The 16,728-nt window shown below is 63.8% G+C and carries 19 protein-coding genes; 8 read left to right on the forward strand and 11 right to left on the reverse strand.

Translation table 11 applies throughout. The features are described from left to right. Nucleotides 1-12: 12 nt before the first annotated feature. The 3 genes from ACWA1U_RS03205 to ACWA1U_RS03215 all read right to left on the reverse strand — a co-directional run bounded on the left by ACWA1U_RS03205 (nt 13) and on the right by ACWA1U_RS03215 (nt 1,276). The gene (locus ACWA1U_RS03205; protein ID WP_463723908.1) at nt 13-324 is read right to left on the reverse strand and encodes a hypothetical protein; all 312 of its coding nucleotides are present in this window, start codon (nt 322-324) and stop codon (nt 13-15) included. A gap of 87 nt (nt 325-411) precedes the next feature. Next, on the reverse strand, nt 412-849 hold the full coding sequence (locus ACWA1U_RS03210) for a VOC family protein (protein ID WP_463723909.1): 438 nt from the start codon (nt 847-849) through the stop codon (nt 412-414). Between the two features lie 43 nt (nt 850-892). Then, nucleotides 893-1,276 (reverse strand): VOC family protein, encoded by a 384-nt coding sequence (locus ACWA1U_RS03215; protein WP_463723910.1) that lies wholly within the window; start codon nt 1,274-1,276, stop codon nt 893-895. A 129-nt stretch (nt 1,277-1,405) separates the two neighbouring features. Between ACWA1U_RS03215 and ACWA1U_RS03220 the strand changes: the two genes are divergently transcribed. Then, a complete protein-coding gene (locus tag ACWA1U_RS03220) occupies nt 1,406-2,029 on the forward strand; it encodes a maleylpyruvate isomerase family mycothiol-dependent enzyme (RefSeq protein WP_463723911.1) in 624 nt (207 codons plus the stop codon). A 2-nt stretch (nt 2,030-2,031) separates the two neighbouring features. On the opposite strand, the gene ACWA1U_RS03225 is transcribed toward ACWA1U_RS03220, so the two are convergent. Further along, on the reverse strand, nt 2,032-2,352 hold the full coding sequence (locus ACWA1U_RS03225; protein WP_463723912.1) for a TfoX/Sxy family protein: 321 nt from the start codon (nt 2,350-2,352) through the stop codon (nt 2,032-2,034). Between the two features lie 110 nt (nt 2,353-2,462). On the opposite strand from ACWA1U_RS03225, the gene ACWA1U_RS03230 reads away from it, so the two are divergent. Next, complete coding sequence (locus ACWA1U_RS03230) at nt 2,463-3,041, forward strand: GNAT family N-acetyltransferase (RefSeq protein WP_463723913.1); 579 nt, start codon at nt 2,463-2,465, stop codon at nt 3,039-3,041. On the opposite strand, the gene ACWA1U_RS03235 is transcribed toward ACWA1U_RS03230, so the two are convergent. Next, nucleotides 3,019-3,825: an alpha/beta fold hydrolase gene (locus ACWA1U_RS03235; protein WP_463723914.1), complete on the reverse strand. Its 807-nt coding sequence runs from the start codon at nt 3,823-3,825 to the stop codon at nt 3,019-3,021. The genes ACWA1U_RS03230 and ACWA1U_RS03235 overlap by 23 nt on opposite strands. Before the next feature lie 54 nt (nt 3,826-3,879). Continuing rightward, entirely contained in the window at nt 3,880-4,380 is a 501-nt protein-coding gene (locus tag ACWA1U_RS03240) for a DinB family protein (protein WP_463723915.1), read from the reverse strand. 106 nt (nt 4,381-4,486) lie between these two features. Here ACWA1U_RS03240 and ACWA1U_RS03245 point away from each other — a divergent pair, with 106 nt between their 5' ends. Beyond that, nucleotides 4,487-5,560 (forward strand): alkene reductase, encoded by a 1,074-nt coding sequence (locus ACWA1U_RS03245; RefSeq protein ID WP_463723916.1) that lies wholly within the window; start codon nt 4,487-4,489, stop codon nt 5,558-5,560. Between the two features lie 81 nt (nt 5,561-5,641). On the opposite strand, the gene ACWA1U_RS03250 is transcribed toward ACWA1U_RS03245, so the two are convergent. Genes ACWA1U_RS03250 through ACWA1U_RS03265 form a run of 4 tightly spaced genes read right to left on the reverse strand, consistent with a single transcriptional unit; the run spans nt 5,642 to nt 10,751 of the window. Continuing rightward, the gene (locus ACWA1U_RS03250) at nt 5,642-6,454 is read right to left on the reverse strand and encodes a bifunctional allantoicase/(S)-ureidoglycine aminohydrolase (protein ID WP_463723917.1); all 813 of its coding nucleotides are present in this window, start codon (nt 6,452-6,454) and stop codon (nt 5,642-5,644) included. A gap of 9 nt (nt 6,455-6,463) precedes the next feature. After that, nucleotides 6,464-7,723 carry a DUF6986 family protein gene (locus ACWA1U_RS03255; protein ID WP_463723918.1) on the reverse strand — a complete coding sequence of 420 codons (1,260 nt, stop codon included), beginning with the start codon at nt 7,721-7,723 and terminating at the stop codon, nt 6,464-6,466. A 1-nt stretch (nt 7,724) separates the two neighbouring features. Then, nucleotides 7,725-9,323 (reverse strand): malate synthase A, encoded by a 1,599-nt coding sequence (gene aceB, locus ACWA1U_RS03260; RefSeq protein WP_463723919.1) that lies wholly within the window; start codon nt 9,321-9,323, stop codon nt 7,725-7,727. Nucleotides 9,324-9,332: 9 nt separating this feature from the next. Next, complete coding sequence (locus ACWA1U_RS03265; protein ID WP_463723920.1) at nt 9,333-10,751, reverse strand: NAD-dependent malic enzyme; 1,419 nt, start codon at nt 10,749-10,751, stop codon at nt 9,333-9,335. A 185-nt stretch (nt 10,752-10,936) separates the two neighbouring features. On the opposite strand from ACWA1U_RS03265, the gene ACWA1U_RS03270 reads away from it, so the two are divergent. The 5 genes from ACWA1U_RS03270 (at nt 10,937) to ACWA1U_RS03290 (ending at nt 15,527) form a co-directional block, all read left to right on the forward strand. Beyond that, nucleotides 10,937-11,698: an IclR family transcriptional regulator gene (locus tag ACWA1U_RS03270; RefSeq protein ID WP_463723921.1), complete on the forward strand. Its 762-nt coding sequence runs from the start codon at nt 10,937-10,939 to the stop codon at nt 11,696-11,698. Nucleotides 11,699-11,784: 86 nt separating this feature from the next. Beyond that, nucleotides 11,785-12,309, forward strand: a complete 525-nt coding sequence (locus ACWA1U_RS03275) for a flavin reductase family protein (protein ID WP_463723922.1) — start codon at nt 11,785-11,787, stop codon at nt 12,307-12,309. A gap of 258 nt (nt 12,310-12,567) precedes the next feature. Continuing rightward, the gene (locus ACWA1U_RS03280; protein WP_463723923.1) at nt 12,568-13,953 is read left to right on the forward strand and encodes a Gfo/Idh/MocA family protein; all 1,386 of its coding nucleotides are present in this window, start codon (nt 12,568-12,570) and stop codon (nt 13,951-13,953) included. 20 nt (nt 13,954-13,973) lie between these two features. Continuing rightward, on the forward strand, nt 13,974-14,840 hold the full coding sequence (locus ACWA1U_RS03285) for an NPCBM/NEW2 domain-containing protein (RefSeq protein WP_463723924.1): 867 nt from the start codon (nt 13,974-13,976) through the stop codon (nt 14,838-14,840). 105 nt (nt 14,841-14,945) lie between these two features. Further along, on the forward strand, nt 14,946-15,527 hold the full coding sequence (locus tag ACWA1U_RS03290; RefSeq protein WP_463723925.1) for a DinB family protein: 582 nt from the start codon (nt 14,946-14,948) through the stop codon (nt 15,525-15,527). On the opposite strand, the gene ACWA1U_RS03295 is transcribed toward ACWA1U_RS03290, so the two are convergent. Then, the gene (locus tag ACWA1U_RS03295) at nt 15,528-16,718 is read right to left on the reverse strand and encodes an ROK family protein (RefSeq protein ID WP_463723926.1); all 1,191 of its coding nucleotides are present in this window, start codon (nt 16,716-16,718) and stop codon (nt 15,528-15,530) included. Nucleotides 16,719-16,728: the final 10 nt, after the last annotated feature.

Here is a 16,728-nt window from a genome sequence, read left to right on the forward strand (position 1 = left end):
GAGCGGAGGATCTCAATCGGTCCCCAGTTGTCGATTTTCGCTTCGTCGCCGAGTGTCGAGGCGACGACGTACTTGGGGAGGTCCTGGTACGCAGCGTGGTTCCTCGGACACCGACCAGACCGGGGCGAATGCCTCGTAACTCCGCCGGCCAAACATGAGCGCCGAGGTTTCCGCCAGTTCGTCGCCTTTGAGGGCGAAAGCTTCGGGGAGGAACTCGGTACTGAGCACCCACCCGCCGCTGCGGTGGCCCTCTTCGACCCCACCGGGCGAGTCCGCTACGCCGTCAAGGGACATGAATCCCGTCCATACCAATTCGCGCGCCATGTGATGCTCCGTTTCTGCTCGCGTTTCTGCGTTTGTCGATTAGACGGGGGGAGGGTCAGGAACTCATCGATCGGGCGAAAGCACCGATCAGGTCTTCGTCAGGTCCTCGGCGAACATCACGATGATTCCGCTGGGCCCGCGGAGGTAGGTGAGCTTGTAAGCGTCGCCGTACGTCGCGACTCCGCGCAACGGGTGGCAGCCGTGTTTCGCGGCGATCTGGAGGGCGTCCTCAATGTCATCAACTACGAACGAGACGCGGTGCATGCCGATCTCATTGGGAAGGGTTGGCTCCGTCTCGATCGCTTCGGGATGGATGTACTCAAAGAGCTCCAGGCGCCCACCGCCGTCGGGGGTCTGAAGCATCGCAATCTTGGCGTGGTTACCGTCAAGGCCGACGGCGGTGTCAGCCCACTCGCCGCTGACCGTGTCCTGGCCGAGCACCGTGAGTCCGAGGTCGGTGAAGAATGCGATTGCCGCTTCAATGTCACGGACCGCGATGCCGACGTTTTCGAATTTGATTGGCATGCGTGACACGCTATCAAGTCGCCCCTATGGGAGGCACCGGTTGCTACGCCACGCAGAACTCGTTCTGCTCAGGGTCCCGCATGACGACGTGGCTGAGCACGCCGTCGTCGTACTCTTCGCGAACGACGACGGCACCCTGGGAAACGAGCTCCGGCATCTTCGCGCGGATGAGGCGCTCGCGCTCCTCCATATCCCACGGCCCTTCGCCGGCCACCCGGATGTCGATGTGAAGCCGGTTCTTGGCTGACTTCCCCTCCGGCACACGAAGCCACCCGATCGCTGGCCCCTTTCCCTCGGGGTCGATGATGGATGCGCCGTCGGGGTGGTCGTAACCCGGTTCAGCGATGTACCCGAGCGCTTGCGCCCAAAACGAGGCGAGCAGCTGTGGATCATTAGCGTCGCAGCCGAGGGTCCAGTGAAGCGTCATGGCAGCAAATGTACTGCCCGTTGCGGACAACCAGTGTCCGGGTAGAGGACGAGTAACTTGTACCCAACCGATGAAGATCCCGTCTCCGCAGCGTCTCCACAGTGAACCCCAACCGAAAGGCGCACCACTATGACCGACGTCTGGCCCACCGTCCACGCCGAACGCGCAGCCCTCATCGCCGATCTCGAGAACCTCACTCCCGACCAGTGGGCCACGCCGTCGCTGTGCACTGGCTGGGACGTGCACGACGTCGTCGCCCACCTCATCGCCACCGCGAAAACCACGCGCTGGAATTTCGCCAAGCACCTGATCGCCGCCCGCTTCGACTTCGACAGGGCCAACATGCTTGAGGTCGCGGACGAACGAAGGGACAACCCGGCCGATACCCTCGCCGCGTTCCGCGCGGTCCAGTTCCGCACGTCCACTCCGCCCGCCCCGAAGGACACCCGCCTCGTCGAAGCGTTCGTGCACGGCGAGGACATTCGCCGCCCCCTCGGGATCATGCGCGCTTACCCAGCGGACGACGTCGTACCCGCTCTCCGTCTGCAGGCACGCACTGGCGCGTCGCTCGGCGGCGGAAAGGAACGCGTCGCCGGTCTCTCACTGAGGGCGACGGACGCGGACTTCGCCATCGGCACCGGGGCACTGGTCGAAGGCGAGGCAATCTCACTGCTGCTGGCGGTGTCCGGCCGGACCGTGGCGCCGTCGGGCCTGGACGGACCAGGAGCGCCCTTACTCGCTGCCCGCGCGTAACGCTAGATTTTTGATGAACTCCTGTTGTGTTCAAGCGCAGCGTCAAGCCAAAAGGCGAGGCCGTCGTCGGACGCTGTCGCCTCGGGCGACACGGAGATCCAGCTAGGGCCCATCACCCGTCCGGGCCCCATCTCGGCGAGGCGCACGCCGGAAATAGCGAGCAGTTCCTCGCTCCGCTGTGGATCCACGCGGACCATCAGGTCGCCGTCGTTCCGCACACTGACCACCATCTTCTCGTTCACCATGAACGAGATGCCGCCGAACATCTTCTTCTCGCGGACAGGTTCCGATGATGCGAGCGCATGTCGTACACGATCAGTCATATTCATGCCGTCCACAAAAGCCCCTTCCTCCGAGAACGAGCACGCTACCGCCTCAACGCGCCGCAGGGAATAGGCAGCACAAAATGACCGGAACCGAGTAACCTCATCGCGTGAGTATCGAGGTCAAGCCCGCGACTAACAACCGGTTCGACGACGTCGCCACCATGGTCGGCCCCAAGAACCCTGGCTCCTCGGTGTGCTGGTGTCTGAGCCATCGCATCGACGCGAAGACCAACCGGGAGCTCGTCGGTCCCGCTCGGGGCGAGTTCGTGCGCGAACTGTGCAGCCGCGAGGTTGCGCCGGGAGTCCTGGCATACGACGACGGCACCGTGGTTGGGTGGGCCGCCGTCGCTCCGCGGGCCCTCCTACCCTTTGCCCGGTCGCGGAAAATCCCCCACGTAGACGAACTTCCGGTCTGGTCGGCGTGGTGTATCCGGGTCCGGCCAGGGCACCGCGGAAAGGGCATCGCGCATGCGTTGCTGGAAGGGGTTGTGGAGTACGCGCGTGAACAGGGGGCACCGGCGATCGAGGGTTATCCAGTGGAGAATGGAGGCCGGAAGGTGGACCTCACGATGGCGTACGTGGGCACGCGTGCGATGTTCGAGCGGGCTGGCTTCACCAAGGCATCAGATACCAGCGCGATCTCGGGTGGTTTCCCGCGGGTGGTCATGCGCCTGGACCTGCGCTGAGGAACGCTCGCAGAACTTCATACCAGGCCTGCGGGGAATCAAGATGCGCATCGTGGCCGGCACCGTTCAGAGTGACCATCAGAGCATCGCTACCTGCATCGACGAAGCTCCTGCGTTCTTCTTCGGTGAACATGCCTTCACTGCCGTACACAACGGTCGTTCGGCAGATGACCCTTTCCCACTCGTGCCATCGCGGATCCGCCACCCCTCGCAACACGTCCACCATCACATCACCGTCAAATCGGGGGTAAAGTCCGTCCGCTCTTTCGTCCAAGTCTTCAATCCAGGCACGCTGCAATGCGCCGTCCCCCAAGAAGTGCCTAGCAGCATCGCGGTTGGCGAACGGTGCCGGCCACGACTCGAAATAGTGACTCAGCTCTTCCCGTTCCGCTTCTGTCCCACCACCGGCACCGGATTCAAGGAGGAGAAGTCGGCTTACAAGATCCGGCCTGGAGGCAGCGACCAGCATCGCGGTGTGCCCTCCCATGGATTGTCCGACCAGCATTACTGAGCGGGCGACCTCCTCGATGATTTGCACAACGTCCGAGACAAATGCCGCACGGGAGAGGTCACTCGGCCGCCTGGTACTCCGTCCGTGACCGCGAAGATCCACGAGGACAGACCGCCGTCCCTGAATTGAATCCGCAGAGGGGAAGAACTCAACCGCACTTCCCGCCAGCCCGTGCAGGAACACGACGGGTTCAGAGGTGCCGCCCGTGTCGAAGAAGCTGAGGTTGGTTCCGTCCGACGCCGTCAGTTGGCGTTGCCTAGGTCGACTCAGCATGGAGCCACGCTACCCCGATGCGCCGAGCTGACGCTTGGAACTTGGCGAATCAGACTAAATCCGCCGAGCAATCAGCTGCTCCCTGATGATGTCCGCATGGCCGCAGTGGCGGGCTGGTTCACGAATCATATGAAGGTAGATCCACCGGACGGGTAGAGGCCCTCGGCGGTTTCCGGAAACGACGTCGTCGATGCCCAAACCCGAGGCCGCGGCCCGCGACGCCTGGCACACCTCCAGGTACCTGGTCTGGACGGAGCTGATTGAGTCCTCAGGGTCAAGGTCAAATGATGCGTCGGGGCCGTCGGCACAACCGATTTCCGCACGCGTTCTTCCGGTAATCGCCTCGTCGAACCAGACCTGCTCGACGAAGATGGCGTGCTTCACCAGCCCCAGCAGGGTGGTTTTTGACGGAACCAGCCGCGCGCGTGCCTCTTCCTCCGTCACGCCGTCGAGGCATTCATGAAGTGCCTGTCGATGATCATCAACGAACTGCTCAAGCTGGGCCCGGAGGGGTACATCAAAGTCCCTGGAACCGTGGCGTGAATCTGCGCTCATGCCCCTGACCCTACCGGCACACCAGCTGTGATCCCGGTCCCACGCGGAATAGGCACCGACCCACGAAAGTTGCCCAAGTGAAACGCTTCCGCGAAAGGACCAAAGAATGCTGTTCTCCCCGTTGACTGTCGGCGAACTCGAACTGCCGAACCGCCTGATCATGGCCCCGCTCACCCGGTGCCGCTCGGGCGAGGACGGCGTACCCGGGCCGATCGTCGTCGAGCATTACCGCCAGCGCGCCAGCCTCGGACTGATCGTCAGCGAAGGCACCTACCCCAGCCACCCCGGGCAGGGTTTCCCGGGCCAGCCGGGCCTCGTCACCGAGGAGCAGTTGGCAGGCTGGTCGCAGGTCACCGAAGCGGTACACGCTGAGGGCGGCCGTATCTACGCGCAGGTCATGCACGCAGGCCGGGTCACGCACGAGGACACCAACGGCGGCCACACCGTCGTCGGCCCCAGCGCCATCGCAATCCAGGGCGAGACCCGCACCTACAAGGGCAAGAAGCCCTACCCCGTCCCGCACGCGCTAACCGAAGCCGAGCTCCCCGGCGTCGTGCAGGAATTCGTGCAGGGTTCGCTGAACGCGATCAAGGCAGGGTTCGACGGCGTTGAGCTTCACTCCGCCAACGGCTACCTTTTGCACGAGTTCCTCTCGCCCGCCTCGAACCAGCGTGAGGACAATTACGGCGGCTCGCCTGAGAACCGCGCGAGGTTCGTGATCGAGGTGGTCAACGCCGTCGTCGACGCCGTCGGTGCCGACCGCGTGGGCATCCGTGTCTCACCCGAGCACAACATCCAGGGCGCCACGGAGTTCGACCGGGAAGACCTCCGGCAGACCTACGCCGCACTGACGAAGGCCATCTCGCCACATAAGCTCGCGTACCTGAGCGTTCTGCATCAGGACCCGGCCGGGGACCTCGTCCAGGAATTGCGCTCGCTCTTCGACGGCCCGTTCCTGCTGAACACAGGCTTCAGCGAGATGACCAGCCGCGAAGAGGCGCTCACCCTGATGGATGACGGACTGGCGGACGCCGTCGTCGTCGGCCGCGCGGCCATTGCCAACCCGGACCTCGTGCGGCGCTGGCAGGACAACCTGCCCGTCAACGAGCCCAACCATGCGACGTTCTACAGCGAAGGCGCCGAGGGTTACACCGACTACCCGGCGTACCAGCCGGCCTAACCCCCGCCACCTTCACATCGAGTCAGCAGTAATGACTACTTTTTCGCGAAAGTTCAGTTATTTTTGCTGACTCGATGCAGATCAGGTGAGCTTGATCTGCCGGTTCACGTCCTTGTACAGCAGGTAGCGGAAGTTCGACGGGCCGCCCGCGTAGCAGGCCTGGGGGCAGAACGCGCGGAGGCTCATGTAATCGCCCTCCTGCACCTCGACCCAATCCTGGTTCAAGCGGTACACGGCCTTGCCCTCCAGCACGTAGAGCCCGTGCTCCATGACGTGCGTCTCTGCGAACGGAATCACCGCACCGGGTTCAAAGGTGACCACGTTGATGTGCATGTCGTACGCCATGTCATCGGTGGGCAGCATGCGGGTGGTACGCCACTTGTTCTCTGTACCGGGCATGGAACCGGGCTCGATGTCCTGCTCATTACCCACGCGGGCCTTCGGCGTGTGGCCAGCGAGGGGCTGGTAAGCCTTGCGGATCCACTGGAACTTGGCGGGAGCACCTTCGGAATTGGTGACTTCCCACGCGGCTCCCGGCGGGATGAACGCGAAGCCACCGGGGGTAAGGTCATGTAGCTCCCCCTCGAGCTTGATGGTCAGCGCACCCTCGAGCAGGAAGACGAAGGATTCGACGCCAGCCTCCGGCTCGGGGTTGGTCGAACCGCCGCCCTGCGAGACCTCCACCAGGTACTGCGCGAACGTCGTCGCGCCTCCCGCGACGGGCCGGTTGAGGATCCAGGTCCGGGTGCCCGTCCACTCAGGCAGTTCGCTCACCACAATGTCGCGCAGCACGCCGCGCGGGATCACGGTGTATGCCTCGGTGACGACCGCGCGGCCGGTCAACAGGTCCGTCTGCGGCGGCAGAACGGATTCGGGTGCGTAATAGTTGTTCAACGTCAGTCCTTAAGAAGTGTAATTATCGTGTTTCCGGGGATGCGCAAGCGCCTCCAGCTCGGAAAGTGAAACGCCGGCCAGTTCGCTGACCTCGGCGTGGGTGACGGCACCGCAGAGCACGCCCCGGTGAATAAACCGGGCCAGTGCCCGCGCGGTTGCAGGCTCATCCAGCACCGCGCTTTCTAGCTGGTGCACGTAGTTGCGCAGCCGGGTCGCGGCTGCTGGGAGGCCCTCGCGGTAGAAGGCGTACGTGGCGATGAACCTGCTTGGCAGCTGCGCCGCATGCAGGTCCCAGCCCTGGTAGTAGCCGCGTTCCAGCGAGCGCCTCACCAACCGGGCGTGCAGTTGCCACGCCGCAGAAACGTCCGACGGCGCTCCCACTGGCAGGATGTTCGTCGAACCGTCCGAAAGGCGCACGCCCGTTCCAGCTACCGCCACCTGCATTACCTGCTTGGCGTAGTCCGCGGCGGGGTGCTCCATGGACTGGTACGCGGCGGCGATCTGCAGCGAATCGCTGTAGTCGTACGTGCCGTAGTGGAACGCCGAGACGCGGCCCTCCGCACGGTGCAGCAGTTGGGCAACCGGCACTGAACCGTCTGCGGCGAGGATCAGCTGCGGCGTCTCCATCTGCACCTCGAACCGGAGCCTGCCCGGAACCAACCCGTGCACCGCCTCCAGCCGCTGGCACGCGAACACCGTCGCCTCGACCTGCGCCACGGTCGAGACCTTCGGGAGCGTGAGCACCAGCCCGTCCGGGAGCGGCCCCTCGGCGAGGAGTCCACTAATGAACAGATCCAGCGTCCGCAGGGCCCGGCGGCGCGTGGCCTCCTCGAAACACTTGAACCGGATGCCGATGAACGGCGGCGCGATTCCGTCCCGAACCGCACGGGCTACGGCGATAGCCGCACGCGTCGCGTCGGCGTCCTCCTCGTCGTCAGGCCGGTTCCCGTATCCGTCCTCGAAGTCGAGCCGTAGATCCTCGATCGGCTCGGAGGCGAGCTTCTCGCTCACCAGCGTGCCGACGTCGTCGTTCACGCCAAGCAAAGCGCACAGCGTGCCCATCCCACCGCCACGTTCGACGGAGGCAAGCGCCTCCCTCCCCCAGTCACCGGGGAGCGAGGGCTGGTACCGGTCCGCCGGGACGTACACGGTGTGTACGGGCTGACGGGCACCGGAATCGCCGGGGTAATTGTGCTGGAGCAGCGCGTCGGTGTCAGCCAGCCGGGAATCTATGGCCGCGTAATCATCGAAGCCGAGGGCGAACTTCACGTCAGTTCACCAACTCATACGCCGGGAGGGTGAGGAACTCGGTGTAGTCCTCGGAGATGCAGATGTCGGCGATGAGGCGGCTGGCGGGCTCGTAGAACTTTGTGAATGCGTCGTCGCCCACTTCCCCGCGCAGCTTCTCGGTTTCCTCGGCAAGGATACTGTTCACCAGGTCGGGGGTGACGGTATTCCCGCTGTCGGCGAGCACGGTCTTGTTGCGGATCTGCTGCCACACCTGCGAGCGTGAGATTTCCGCCGTCGCTGCGTCCTCCATGAGGTTGTGGATCGCCACCGCACCGTTCCCCGAAAGCCACACCGCAACGTACGCGACGGCGACATAGAGGTTGGCGCGCAGGCCCAACTCGGTGACATCGCCGTCGGCGGATTCGACGTCGAGCAACTGTGCGGCGGTGACTTCGACCTCCGGGCGCTGCCGATCGATCTGGTTGGGCTTTTCGCCCAGTACTGAGTCGAAGACCTCACGGCAGACGGGCACGAGGTCGGGGTGCGCAACCCAGGATCCGTCGAAGCCGTCACCGGCCTCGCGGGTTTTGTCGGCGCGGACCTTCTCGATGGCCTGCGCGGTGATGTCCGGCTCGCGGCGGTTGGGAATGAACGCGGCCATGCCGCCCATCGCGAAGGCACCACGGCGGTGGCAGGTCTTGACCAGCAGCTCGGTGTAGGCACGCATGAACGGGGCAGTCATCACCACGGTTGCGCGGTCAGGAAGGATGAAGGACTCGCCGCCGTCGCGGAAGTACTTGATGATGCTGAAAAGGTAATCCCAGCGGCCGGCATTGAGGCCCGAGGCGTGGTCGCGCAGCTCGTAGAGGATCTCATCCATCTCGAAAGCAGCCGGAATGGTCTCGATCAGCACAGTGGCGCGCACGGAACCCTGCGGAACCCCCAGGTAGTCCTGTGCGAAGACAAAGACGTCGTTCCAGAGGCGTGCTTCGAGGTGGCTCTCCAGCTTGGGCAGGTAGTAGTACGGGCCGCTTCCGTTGCTGAGCAGGTGCTGCGCGTTGTGGAAGAAGTGCAGCCCGAAGTCCACCAGGGCGCCGATAGCGAGCTCACCGTCAATCACGATGTGCTTCTCCGGCAGGTGCCACCCGCGGGGACGGGCGACGACGACGGCGAGCGGCGCGTCGGTGCGCAGCGCATACTCCTTGCCCTCGGACGACGTGAAGCTGAGTGACCCGCGGGCCGCACCGTAAAGATTGACCTGGGAGTCGATGACGTTGAACCAGGTGGGTGAGCTTGCATCCTCAAGGTCCGCGAGCCACACCTTGGCACCCGAGTTCAACGCGTTGATGGCCATCTTGGCGGGCGATGCGGGGCCGGTCATCTCAACGCGGCGGTCCTGCAGCTGGGGAGGAGCGGATGCAACGGTCCAGTCACCCTTGCGGATCTCCGCTGTCCCGGGCAGGAAGTCCAGCCGACCGGTGGTGGCCACTTCCTCCCTGCGGGCAGCACGGGCGGCCAGCCGTTCGTCACGGTTCCCGCGGAACTCCTGGTGCAGTTTCTCCAGGAAGGCCAGCGCCTCCGGGGTGAGGATGGCGTCGGCGCCCTCGATCGGCGTCGTATCAGTGATTTCGATGGACATGTCCTGCTCCTACTCTGCTGATTCTGAACCGGATTGGGCCTGTGCCGAAGACGCCGCGGCGGCTGCGACAGCCGCCGCTACGTCACCGGCGACATGCGGGTCGAACACGCTGGGGATGATGAAGCTGGCGTTGAGTTCATCATCGTCCACGCGGGCGGCAATTGCATCAGCTGCGGCGACGAGCATTTCAGGTGTGATGTCGGAGGCGCCGGCGTCGAGCAGTCCCCGGAAGAAGCCGGGGAAGGCCAGGACGTTGTTGATCTGGTTCGGGAAGTCGCTGCGGCCGGTGGCGACGACGGCGGCATGGCGGGCGGCGATTACAGGGTCGATCTCGGGGTCGGGGTTGGCCATCGCAAACACGATTGCCTTCTCGGCCATTGACGCGACCTGCTCCTCACCGAGGATGTTCGGGCCACTGACGCCGATGAATACGTCGGCGTCCACAAGGGCCTCGTGCAGCGAGCCTGCGAAGGCGTCCTGGTTGGTGTTCTCGGCGATGTAGCGGCGGTGGTCGTCGGTGTGGTTCTGCCCGCTGTGGATTGCGCCTTTGCGGTCACATGCAACGATATTCTTGGCGCCCTGCGCCTGCAGCAGCTGGATGATTGCCGAACCGGCCGCACCCACGCCGGAGATGACGATCCGAACGTTCTCGATCTGCTTGTCCACTACCCGCAGGGCGTTGTTGAGTGCGGCGAGTGTGACGATGGCGGTGCCATGCTGGTCATCGTGGAACACCGGAATATCGAGTTCTTCGCGGAGGCGGTTCTCGATCTCGAAGCAGCGCGGCGCGGCAATATCTTCGAGGTTCACGCCGCCGTAGACGGGTGCGAGCGCCTTGACGATCATGATGATTTCCTCGGTGTCCTGCGTATCGAGGCACACAGGCCAGGCGTCAACATTGGCGAACTGCTTGAACAGGGCCGCCTTGCCTTCCATGACCGGCAGCGCGGCAGCCGGCCCGATGTTGCCGAGGCCCAGCACCGCCGAACCGTCCGTGACCACGGCGATGGTGTTGCGCTTGACCGTGAGGCGACGGGCGTCGTCGGGATTCTCTGCAATGGCGAGGCAGACGCGCGCGACGCCGGGAGTGTAGGCACGGGAAAGATCGTCACGGTTGCGGAGGGCCACCTTGGGGACGATCTCCAGCTTTCCGCCGAGGTGCATGAGGAAGGTGCGGTCGCTCAGGTTGCGGACAGTCACGCCGTCGAGCGCGTTGAGCGCATCGCGCACCTGCTCGCCGTGGGCGGCGTCGGTGGTGTTGCAGCTGACGTCGACAACGATGCTGCTGTGGTGGGACTCAGTGACGTCCAGGGCGGTGATCGAAGCACCCGTGGCCCCTACGGCCGCGGCCAGTTCGGCGGTGGCGGTGAAGCTCGACGGCGCCTGGACGCGCAGGGTGATGGAGTAGCCGGGACTGGGACTCGCCATTGATGATCCTCACTGTTGGGCCGCTCTCGGCCATGCTCATATTTCCGTATTATGGATATTATTATCTGTTCTACGGAATTACAACTCTATATCGACACAGCGCGAAGGGTTTCCACCTGATGGAAATCGGGTATCTTTGGAGAAGTTATTCCGCTACGCGGATACATACCTACCTAGGGGATCCAATGGCCGAAAAGGCAGCAGCAGGCGGCGTCCAGTCCGTTGAACGCGTATTCGAGCTGTTGGAACTCATCACCGACGCCGGTGGTGAAGTGACGTTGAGTGAGCTCTCCTCCTCGACCGACCTCCCCTTGCCCACCATCCACCGTCTCCTCCGCACCCTGGTGATGAAGGGGTATGCGCGGCAACTGCCGAACCGGCGCTACGCCCTCGGGCCCCGGCTCATCCGCCTCGGCGAGGGAGCCAACAAGCAGCTTGGTGCCCTTGCCCGTCCGCAGTTGAAGATGCTGGTGGACCGGCTCGGTGAAACGTCCAACATGGCCGTCCTCGACTCTGACATGGTCGTCTACATAGCCCAGGTGCCATCGCCGCACTCCATGCGGATGTTCACCGAGGTGGGCCGGCGCGCACATACCCATGACACCGGCGTCGGGAAAGCCATCCTTGCGCAGCTGAACGACGACGTCGTCCGCAACATCGTGAGCCGCGCGGGCATGCCGACGCCCACCGAGAAGAGCATCAGCTCCGTAGACCAGTTGCTTGAGGAGCTGGAGCGGATCCGCGAGCGCGGCTACTCCATTGACGAGCAGGAACAGGAGCTCGGCGTGCGCTGCTTCGCCATGGCCGTGCCGGATGCACCCACGCCCACCGCCATTTCGGTGTCGGGCCCGGTGTCGCGCGTGGACAAGGGCTTCGCTGACAAGGCCGTGCCGCTGCTGCGCTCGGCAGCCCAGGCGATCTCCGACGACCTAAACCTCGCCAGCTAGTTTCCCCATTTGACCTCAACAATTGTTGAGGTTCTAGGCTTAATGGAATCCGTGCGCCAACGGACCTCCCCCACGAAAGCCCGGGCATGACCTCCTCTCCTGATCCGACCCTCACTGCTGCGAGCGCTGAACTGTTCAAAAGTGCTTTCCGGGACCACCCGGGCGGAGTGGCGATCGTGACGGCGGCCAGCCCTGCCGGGCCGGTAGGCCTGACGGCGTCGTCGGTTGCCTCGGTGTCCGCGAGCCCCGCCATCCTTGCATTTTCGGTGTCCACGGAGTCCCGCTCGGCGTCGCTGATTGCCGAAGCACCTACGGTTCTGGTCCATCTCCTGGGCGCCGACCAAGTGGCGCTTGCCCGGACATTCGCCACCAAGGGCTCAATGAGGTTCACGGACGAAATGGAGTGGGAGCTCCTGTCCACCGGTGAACCGCTGTTGCGGCACGCGCGCTGGGCGCTGCGCTGCGCCGTCGTCGAACGGCTTCCGCTGGGTGGGTCGATGCTCATCGCCGCGGAAGTGGTTGAGGTCCGCGCACAGAACGACGACGACGCCCCGCTGGTCTATCACGACCGCGCCTTCCACGCGCTCGGGAAGCACTCCCGCCTCGATTAGCACCGGCCACGGCTCTCTTGCGCGAACCCTTGGCCCACCAAGCTGTGGCGCTTGCCTGACGTAACTCTGTTCGTTTCTGTGCCTGTCGCGGCGCGTCGATGATCGTACTGTGCAATTTTTATGATTAATCATGATTATTTAATCGATTCTTCAATCGCATATTGACACGTTCGAGGTTTGCCTATTGGCTTGTGACCTACCTAACAGTGCCCTTAGCGATGCAGTTAGCGGGGCACAGACCTATGGAGGGAACCAAAGATGGTCGAAATACCCGATGCTTCACGACGAATGGTGCTCGGCGGAGTACTGGCGGGCGGCGTCATCGCCGCAACCGCACAATCCGCGCTGGCGAAGGGTCCGGGCAAGCGCCCGAAAGCCCAGAAGTTCATGGGCGACGTACCCTTCGAAGCACACGAAACAGTGCGTATCGGCCTGATCGGTCTCGGCAACCGGGGTGCGGGCATGCTGCTTGGTTGGGGCGATGTCCCCGGTGCTGCAGTCACCGCCGTATGCGACATCCGGGCGGACCGCGCCAAGCGCTCCGCTGATCGGCTGGTGGCCGACGGAAAGCCGCGTCCCCTCGAGTTCGGTGGTTCCGCCGATTCCTACAAGGAGCTACTGAAGCGCGAGGACATTGACCTCATCTACATCGCAACTCCGTGGGAATTCCACTACGAGCAGGGCAAGGCTGCCCTGGAGTCGGGCAAGCACGCTGCGATTGAGCTGCCCATCGCTACTGAGCTTGATGAGATGTGGGATCTGGTCGACACCTCCGAGCGCACTGGCAAGCACCTGATGCTTGCCGAGAACTGCAGCTACGGACGCAACGAACTCGCCATGCTGAAGATGGCCCACGAAGGCATGTTCGGTGAAATCACCAACGGCCACGGCGGCTACCTCCACGATCTCCGCTCGCTGCTGTTCGACGACAGCTACTACACCGACGCCTGGCGGCGTAAATGGCACACCCGCAGCACCGCCAGCTTCTACGCGATGCACGGCCTGGCACCGATTGCCGCGGCAATGGACATCAACCGCGGTGACCGGTTCACAACCCTGCAGGCAACTGCGACAGCCCCGAAGGGACTCGCCGACTATCGTGCGCGCTATGTCCCGAAAGACCACCCTTCTTGGCAGGAGGAGTACATCAACGGCGACCTCGTAACGTGCCTCATCAACACCGAGCGCGGCCGCGTTCTCCGCGCCGAGCATGATGTCAGTTCCCCCCGCCCCTACTCGCGGATCAACTCCATCGCCGGTAGCCGGGGCATCTTCGAGGACTACAACGCACGCGTCTACCTCGAGCCGGACCACAGCGGGCACGCCTGGGCCAACTGGACCCCGTACCGCGATGAGTTCGATCACTGGATCTGGAAGAAGGTGGGCCCGGAGGCAGCGAATGCTGGACACGGCGGCATCGATTACCTCCTGCAGTGGCGCACAGTCCAGACCATGCGTGCGGGCCTGGTCCCCGATATCGACGTCTACGACTCCGCCGCCTGGTGCTCCCCGGTTCCGCTGAGCGTCATGTCGCTGGCCAATGGCGGCGCACCGGTTGAGGTGCCTGACTTCACCCGCGGCGAGTGGGCCAAGCTCCGGCTCGGCCTTGATTCCCGCGAATCCGACATGCCACCAGTGGCCTAAGCAGAAAGGACATACCTCACATGCAGAAAATCTCCCGCACCCTCCTCGCCCTCCTCTGCGCCTTCGTTTTGGCCCTGATCCCCTTCACGGCCAACGCCCAGTCCACCGCCCAGGCGGAGGCGGGCGCCGTCGAAATCTCTATCTCCGAGGTGAACCTGGACGGCCCGTCCATTGAGCCGGTCACTGTGACCGTGACCAACAACGGCGATGAGCCCGTGAAGAAGGGCACCGTTTCCTTCTCGGGCCCGCTCAATTGGACGGTTTACCCTGACACCCAGCAGGTCAAGATGATCCGTCCAGGGCAGTCCGCGAACGTCAGCTTCGACATCCGTGTCCCTGAACAGCGCGAGGAGTTCCTCGAGCGTGTGTTCACCGCGACCGCAACCTACGACGGCGGCGACGGCGCAGGAAGCGCAACCGGCGAGCGCACGCAGCAGTCCGGAACCCCACCGACAGTACCCACCGGCACCGTGTTCGCGAGCGATATCGAATGGCTCGAAGGCACCAACGGCTACGGAGCCATCGCCCTCGACAAATCGAACAGCGGAAGCGCAATCAAGCTGAACGGACAAACGTTCACCAAGGGCCTCGGAGTCCATGCCAACAGCAGCATCCGTTACTACACGGGTGGAAAGTGCACCTCATTCACCGCGAAGGTAGGCGTTGATGATTACCAGGCAACACTGGGCTCGATCAGCTTCTCGGTTCTCACTGACGGCGAGGAGCTCGTGAAGACTCCGGTCATGGGAGCCACCACCGAAACAGCCTCCATCAACGTTGACATCTCCGGGGCCACCTATGTGGACCTGATCGTCGACAACGGCGGCGACGGCATCAACTACGACCATGGCGACTGGGCTGACGCGAAGTTCGTCTGCGCAGGCTAAGCACGTTTATACAGTGCCCCTGCCGACCTCACGGTTAGCAGGGGCACTGGTACGTCCACACCCAGCAACCGCAGAACTGTCAGGCCTGCCGGATAGAGTGCCACCATGGATGATAAAGAGGTTCTGCACCGGTACCTGCGCCTTCGCCGCGCCGATCTACTGGCCAAGGTCGAGGGCCTGAGCGAGTACGACGCCCGCCGCCCCCTCACCCCCACCGGAACCAACCTGCTGGGTCTGGTGAAGCACGTAGCCAGCGTGGAGCTGGACTACTTCGGCGAGGTTTTCGGCCGGTCGAGTGGACGAGTCCTCCCCTGGTTCACCGACGACGCCGAACCGGAGGCTGACATGTGGGTCACCGAGGAGGAGACCCGGGAGTCGACTATCGAGCTGCACCATTTCGCTGCGGCCCACGCTGACGCCACCATTGAAGCGCTGCCGCTTGACGCTGTCGGGGAGGTTCCGTGGTGGCCCGAAGAGCGGCGTCGGGTCACTCTTCAGCAGATTCTGGTGCACATGTGCGTGGAAACAGCACAGCACCTCGGGCATGCGGACATTCTGCGGGAGTTGGTTGACGGGGCTACCGGCCGTGGTCCGGAAGATCCCAACATGCCCCAGCGCAGCGCGGGAGAGTGGTCCGAACATTGGGAGCGCATCGAGACGGCCGCACGCCGGGCTACGAGCGGGTAGCTAGTCCGACTGCGGTTTGAAGGACCACTGGACACCGAACGCCCTGTTGAGGGCGTACTGCGCCACTCCGTAGGAGTCGCGTTCAGGATGCGCGTAAACGACGTTCAGCGTCCGCGCGGCCATCGCTGGATCGGCCTGCAGCTCTCTCCGGACGACGGCCAGGAATTCCGCACCCAGATACGGAGCATCCCCACCGAGCACCACCTGCGGAATGTCGAGCGCAGCACAGACCAACCGGAGTGCCCGGGCAAGTGTTGTTGCTCCGGTTTCAAGCCGTTCAACCGCCACAGGATCTGCTGCCAGTGCCGCTACCTCATCGCCGGAGAGTTCCTCGGAGTAGCCCGGACCGAGCATGGTAAGCAGCGACACCACCGACTCCAGGCAGCCAGCCACACCGCACAGGCAGGTGGCGTCAGTGGCTTCATAATCAACCCGGACGTGGCCAATTTCGCCAGCCCTTCCCGAGAGCCCGCTGAGGAGTAGGCCGCGGGAAATGATCGCCGCCCCCAGGCCCGCACCCATGTGCACAAAGTAGAGGTTGGCGGCAGCACTCGGATAGTACGCGCCCTCAACCATGGCCTCGGCGTCGGCGTCGTTCACTACGTAGGCCGGGACGCCGGTACCCTCCTTGACCAGCGCGGACAGGGGTATGTTGTGCCAGTCCAGCTGGACGCTTTCCAGCAGGACTCCCTCGTCCTGTGCTCCAGGCACCTGCACGCCGATGGCACCGACGTTCCGGTCTGCCTTTGACACCAAGGTAGAGGCGAACCGGACGACGTCCTTCGGGGAGACATTGCGGTCGAACTCCTCAGCCACCCGGAATTCGACCTCACCATCAAGAGTGAAGAGCGCAGCCCTCAGCAGGCGGGGCCGCACAATCAGGGTCAGGATCCTGTGCAGGGAGCGGTCGATCTTCAGCGTGGTCGCCGGCTTGCCGCCGGTACTCGCCGCTTGAAGACCCTCGACCACCAGCCCGTCTTCGATCAGCTCCTTCAGGATGGTGGAGATGGTGGACGGATTGAGCCCGGTGTCACGTGCAATGTTGGCCCGGGTAGCCTTGCCGTCGCGGTCCAGCACCTGCTGAAACGCCATTACCCGGTGGGCTTTCCTGATCTCCCGTTGGACGGCGTAACTGCGTTCAAGGAGTTCGGCACCGACGGGCTGAACAAGCTTTCTTGAGCTACCGGACATACTCGGAGAT

Source organism: Arthrobacter sp. TRD_SC_6, from assembly GCF_055361185.1.

What these genes read in the sequence shown, in the direction of transcription:
- ACWA1U_RS03205 (WP_463723908.1), bottom strand. Translation starts at nt 324, where the DNA reads ATGGCGCGCGAATTGGTATGGACGGGATTCATGTCCCTTGACGGCGTA.
- ACWA1U_RS03210 (WP_463723909.1), bottom strand. Translation starts at nt 849, where the DNA reads ATGCCAATCAAATTCGAAAACGTCGGCATCGCGGTCCGTGACATTGAA.
- ACWA1U_RS03215 (WP_463723910.1), bottom strand. Translation starts at nt 1,276, where the DNA reads ATGACGCTTCACTGGACCCTCGGCTGCGACGCTAATGATCCACAGCTG.
- ACWA1U_RS03220 (WP_463723911.1), top strand. Translation starts at nt 1,406, where the DNA reads ATGACCGACGTCTGGCCCACCGTCCACGCCGAACGCGCAGCCCTCATC.
- ACWA1U_RS03225 (WP_463723912.1), bottom strand. Translation starts at nt 2,352, where the DNA reads ATGACTGATCGTGTACGACATGCGCTCGCATCATCGGAACCTGTCCGC.
- ACWA1U_RS03235 (WP_463723914.1), bottom strand. Translation starts at nt 3,825, where the DNA reads ATGCTGAGTCGACCTAGGCAACGCCAACTGACGGCGTCGGACGGAACC.
- ACWA1U_RS03240 (WP_463723915.1), bottom strand. Translation starts at nt 4,380, where the DNA reads ATGAGCGCAGATTCACGCCACGGTTCCAGGGACTTTGATGTACCCCTC.
- ACWA1U_RS03245 (WP_463723916.1), top strand. Translation starts at nt 4,487, where the DNA reads ATGCTGTTCTCCCCGTTGACTGTCGGCGAACTCGAACTGCCGAACCGC.
- aceB (WP_463723919.1), bottom strand. Translation starts at nt 9,323, where the DNA reads ATGTCCATCGAAATCACTGATACGACGCCGATCGAGGGCGCCGACGCC.
- ACWA1U_RS03265 (WP_463723920.1), bottom strand. Translation starts at nt 10,751, where the DNA reads ATGGCGAGTCCCAGTCCCGGCTACTCCATCACCCTGCGCGTCCAGGCG.
- ACWA1U_RS03270 (WP_463723921.1), top strand. Translation starts at nt 10,937, where the DNA reads ATGGCCGAAAAGGCAGCAGCAGGCGGCGTCCAGTCCGTTGAACGCGTA.
- ACWA1U_RS03275 (WP_463723922.1), top strand. Translation starts at nt 11,785, where the DNA reads ATGACCTCCTCTCCTGATCCGACCCTCACTGCTGCGAGCGCTGAACTG.
- ACWA1U_RS03280 (WP_463723923.1), top strand. Translation starts at nt 12,568, where the DNA reads ATGGTCGAAATACCCGATGCTTCACGACGAATGGTGCTCGGCGGAGTA.
- ACWA1U_RS03285 (WP_463723924.1), top strand. Translation starts at nt 13,974, where the DNA reads ATGCAGAAAATCTCCCGCACCCTCCTCGCCCTCCTCTGCGCCTTCGTT.
- ACWA1U_RS03290 (WP_463723925.1), top strand. Translation starts at nt 14,946, where the DNA reads ATGGATGATAAAGAGGTTCTGCACCGGTACCTGCGCCTTCGCCGCGCC.
- ACWA1U_RS03295 (WP_463723926.1), bottom strand. Translation starts at nt 16,718, where the DNA reads ATGTCCGGTAGCTCAAGAAAGCTTGTTCAGCCCGTCGGTGCCGAACTC.